Origin of the sequence: Pseudomonas sp. Irchel s3f10 (genome assembly GCF_900187515.1) — a bacterium.
Lineage (GTDB): Bacteria > Pseudomonadota > Gammaproteobacteria > Pseudomonadales > Pseudomonadaceae > Aquipseudomonas > Aquipseudomonas tensinigenes.
In genome coordinates this window covers 1-4,786 of record NZ_FYDZ01000033.1, presented here as the reverse complement: position 1 = coordinate 4,786, position 4,786 = coordinate 1, and the positions used below count along the sequence as shown (strand labels likewise).

At 56.9% G+C, this 4,786-nt stretch carries 2 protein-coding genes and 1 pseudogene; all 3 read right to left on the bottom strand.

What is annotated here, in order from left to right; translation table 11 throughout:
- Nucleotides 1-417: 417 nt before the first annotated feature.
- Entirely contained in the window at nucleotides 418-777 is a 360-nt protein-coding gene (locus CKW17_RS29420; RefSeq protein WP_095123440.1) for a DUF6124 family protein, read from the bottom strand.
- Nucleotides 778-1,305: 528 nt separating this feature from the next.
- Complete coding sequence (locus tag CKW17_RS29415; RefSeq protein ID WP_095123438.1) at nucleotides 1,306-1,665, bottom strand: DUF6124 family protein; 360 nt, start codon at nucleotides 1,663-1,665, stop codon at nucleotides 1,306-1,308.
- 551 nt (nucleotides 1,666-2,216) lie between these two features.
- Nucleotides 2,217-4,786, bottom strand: a pseudogene (locus CKW17_RS30465) (hypothetical protein); the annotation flags it as partial.

Genomic DNA, 4,786 nt, shown 5'->3' with positions numbered 1-4,786 from the left:
TTCATCGAGAGGCAGGGTGCGTGCAAGCGCGGGGTGGATGGCGAACATGGGCGTGCACTCCGTGTCGGGTGATGGAGTGATTGAACCTGTGTTGAAGGGTTTGCACACCTGTCAAGTCTGACAGGTTCCGTGTGGTATCCGACGAGTGGTCGTCTGTGGCCTGGACGAGAAAATGTTGCTGTCGAAACGACAAAAACCGCTGTCCCGATTCAACGGGGCAGCGGTTTTTTATGCCTGAAGACATGTGCTGGCTGTGAGGTCACCTTCGTCGGATCGCCGCCCGGAGCAAGCTTGCTCCCACAGGTTCGTCGGTGTGAACACAGCCTGGTGATCGACACCGATCCCTGTGGGAGCGAGCCTGCTCGCGAAGGCGTCAGCCGCCCCGACTCAGCACTCAAGGTGCGTCACAGAGGCGCGCTACTGCGGCATCTCCAGATTATCCATCACCCGATTCACCGCCAGCTCACCGAGCATGATCAGCTGTGCAATCCCCAACAAAGTACGACGCTGCGACGCCGGTATGAGGTGGGCGAAGTCATGGGCGATGGTTCTGGCTGAGGCGAGTGTTTCGCTGGCATCGGCCAGCAGTTCCTCGTTTTTGAAGTCCGCGGTGACGGCGTACATCCGGCGGGTTTTGCGTGGCGGTGGGGTGGAGCCGGGTGGGCAGAGGTAGTGATCGAGGGCGCGGTCGGCGGCTTCGTGGAGTTTTTTTGAATCGAGGGATTCGTAGGGCGAGGTGGGGTCGGTTTCGGGTGGGTTGGGTGTTGGTTTGATCATGGTGAAGCTCCTGAATTTATGGAGCCACTCTTTCTCTGTCGCTAAACAGGTGAAGGTGGCAGCTGTACGCAGGTTAGCGAACCGGTCTCAGGCACACCGGTAGACCCAAAGGTCTCCCGCATACAGCCGCCATAACGTAATTGCGGGCGAAGAGTCCCACAACGAAGCCACGAACGCTGATGCACTGAGTTGGTCCGGGTCGCTAAACCCGATCGCTGATTCGTCAGCGACCGATCCACAATAGAACCCGACCCCAAAGCGCACAAGCCGGCGGATTCTGGCTTGGCTGTAGGCATTGGCGCAAGAATTTGTAGCCTGGAAGGCGTGTCTGAAGGTGTCTTTTAAACGCCAGAGTTTAAATGGCGATTTGCGCTGACTTCACTGGCCCCTTCGCGAGCAGGCTCGCACCCACAGATTCGGTGGTGTAAACGCAGCCTGGTGATCGACCCCGATCCCTGTGGGCGCGAGCCTGCTCGCGAAGGCGTCAGCAGCCCCGACTCAGCACTCAAGGTGCGTCACAGAGGCGCGCTACTGCGGCAACTCCAGATTATCCATCACCCGATTCACCGCCAGTTCGCCGAGCATGATCAGCTGTGCAATCCCCAACAAAGTACGACGCTGCGACGCGGGAATGAGATGGGCGAAGTCATGGGCGATGGTTCTGGCTGAGGCGAGTGTTTCGCTGGCATCGGCCAGCAGTTCCTCGTTTTTGAAGTCGGCGGTGACGGCGTACATCCGGCGGGTTTTGCGTGGCGGTGGGGTGGAGCCGGGTGGGCAGAGGTAGTGATCGAGGGCGCGGTCGGCGGCTTCGTGGAGTTTTTTTGAATCGAGGGATTCGTAGGGGGAGGTGGTGTCGGTTTCGGGTGGGTTGGGTGTTGGTTTGATCATGGTGAGACTCCGTGGTTGATTTAGCCGCCACGGCTCATCGCTAAACAAGTAAAGGTGGCGGCTGTACGCAGGTTAGCGATCCGGGTCACAGAAACCCCGGGTAGACCCGAAGGTCTCCCACGCACAGCCACCATGACGCCAAGTGCAGATAGACAAAGCTGCAATTGAGACAGGGGATTGAGCGTCTGTAAGGTATCGGATCGCTAATCCCGATCGCTGATTCGTCAGCGACCGACCCACAATAGAACCCGACCCCAAAGCGCACAAGCCGGCGGATTCTGGCTTGGCTGTAGGCAATGACGCAAGAATTTGTAGCCTCAAAGGCGTGTCTGAAGGTGTCTTTTAAACGCCAGAGTTTAAAAGGCGATTAGCGCTGACTTCACTGCCCCCCTTCGCGAGCAGGCTCGCTCCCACATTTGGAGCGAACGCGTTCCCCTGTGGGAGCGAGCTTGCTCGCGAAAGAGCCATCCCGGTCAGCAGAAAAACCTCGATAAGCCCCACTGTTTAAATCACTGATTAAATAAACCCGTCCCCTTTGTGGCCCAGACTTGTCAGGTCTGAGCTGTAAACTTAACGTTGTCTATACCCATATACCCACCATAATTTTCATGCCCCAGGTAGAGCTCGATTCTTTTGATATTAGGCTTCTGAATGGTTTTATGAACTCCACTGTCGGCTGGCACAGTAACCGTCTCCAGTGGTTCAGCTTCGTCCCCATAAAATTTGACAATAAAACTTCCCGGAAAAGTGCCTCCTACTTTAACTCCTTGGCATGAAAATCCCACGCTAGAGCAAGGAACTCTTAAATTTAATGTATGAGGTCCAGAGGTTTTTCCAACTCTGCTATCTAACTCCAGAATTCGACCCTTGATGATATCAAACCTGCTGTTTCTAATTCGTAAGTATCCTGCGGCGCGAGTAATGGTCATATAAGTGGTCTCGAGCACAGTTATTAGCTCTAAACTGTCTGGATATTGCTGAAAGTCCTCTGTGAAAGTTACCGGAAGTATGGTGAAAGTTCGTGCAGCCGATTCCGCCCCCGGAGCGTACAACGCCTTGGCTTTGAAACTGTGCGCGGCGACACTAACGCCGGTTAAGAGCAGCTCCCACATGCCAGTATTTATATCTGCGGTGCCCGAGCCTTTGGACGTGGGGCCGTCGAATAACTCTACTTTTTGGCCCTTGGCCGCAACGCCGCCGAACTTTATGGCGGTTTCAGCAGTGAAACCGGTGTTGGGGATTTCAGCGGCACTCGGCGAACCCTTGACTGAAGCCAGCGTCGGTTCGGTGGCCGCCGTCACGGTCAGTGTTCTAGCTGCCGATTCAGCGCCCGAGCCATACAAGGCCTTGGCCTTGAAGCTGTGCGCAGCAACAGTCAGGCCGGACACCAGCAACGTCCAGCCACCTGTTGTGGCATGTGCAGTTGTCTGACCTTTGGAGGCATCGCCGTCAAAGACTTCGATTTTCTGACCTTGGGCCGCGACGCCGGACAGCGTTACAGCGGTTTCTACCGTGAACTCTTTGTCAGGAATTTCGACACCGCTCGGCGAGCCCTTCACGGAGGTCAGCATAGGCGCGGTGGCCGCCGTCACGGTCAGCGTCCAGACCGCCGACTCGACACCCGTGCCATACAAGGCCCTGGCCTTGAAGTTGTGCACTGTCAGGCTCAGGTCTTTCACTTCCAGTTCCCATTTGCCGGTAGTGGCATTCACCTGCGCTTTGCCTTTCGACGCCACCCCATCAAAGATCTCGACTTCCAGGCGTGGCGTCCCGGTGCCGGTCAACTTGATGCTGGTATCGAGGGTCACGGTGTTTTTGGGTATTTCCACTCCTCGCGAGTCCTTCACCGAGGTAATGGCAGGGATTACTGCAGTCGAATACGTGAGGATTCTGCCGACTGATTCCTGGCCGGAGCCATAATCTGCTTTGACCTTGAACGTACGAGTCCCAATTGCGGTCAGCGTGGCGGTATATGTCCAGGTGCCAGTGCCGTCTACCGGGTGCTTGCCCCGTGACGCGGCGCCTTCGAATACCTCGACCTGCTGATTGGGCGCGGCGGTACCGGTCAAGGTTACAACGGGATCGACCGTACCACCGTCGTGCACAATTTCTGCGCCTTTGGAGTCTTTCACCGAGGAAATGTCCGGTTTCACATCTTCCACAGCCTTCACGGTATAAACGCGTGATGGGAAAACCACCGCTTTGCTTTCATCCGTACTGCCATCGAAACCAACCTTGAACTCGATCCGCAATTTGGCCCCGTCTGCCAATTTGTTGAGTTCGGCCATCGGTGTATATGGCTGCATACCCCCGGGCACACCATCAGGTGGGATGAGGGCGCCGTTGTAGGTGGTGCTGATTGGTGTTGGATTGCCTTCCACAAAATAGCGCAGCCACAGCGTTTGCTTGAGTGCGAGAAGCAGCCACGCGGCAATTCGTGTGCGCGGCTGGCCGGGCAGCGTGGTGACATCCAGCTCTGCACTGGTGATGCCATTGATGACCGGATCGGGCAGCCGATTGTCCTCGTTTTGTATCGGCAGCACCGCCAGGGTGCGGGTTTTCGAGTCTTTCGGATCATCGCTGCCGCGAGCCACGGTGTAGCTCACTGTCACCGATTGGCCGAGGTTAAAAGCAATCACTGTGTTATCAAGCGGAATGTCCTGCGCGCCTAACGTACGTACCGTCCACGGGGCTGTGATGTGCGAGCCGCCTTCGGGGGTTCCCGGGGCGCCGCTGAAAGTGACGATGATCTCGTCATCCAACAGCATGCCGACATAGTCGACCACGGCGGTGAGGGTGTCTTTGCCGGCAAACGGGTCGAGGCTGGTACCGTTCGGCGCTTCCTTGATGTCGGGCGCTGTGAGATCCAGCGCCACCCCGACATCGAACTTCAACGGCTCGGCATAACTCGTCCCGCCGGCGGCGCGTTTGATCTCGTACCGGGCGATTACCGATCCGCCTTCATTGCCCTTGATCAGCTCGGCACCGATGGGGAAGGGCACCGGTTGTCCGGCGGTGAATTCGTTCAGCTTGATCGAGTCGGTATATTCGCCGGTGATCGAACCGTGCCAGAACATGAAGACTTCATCGCCTTTGACCGTTTCGGTGTACACCACCGTCA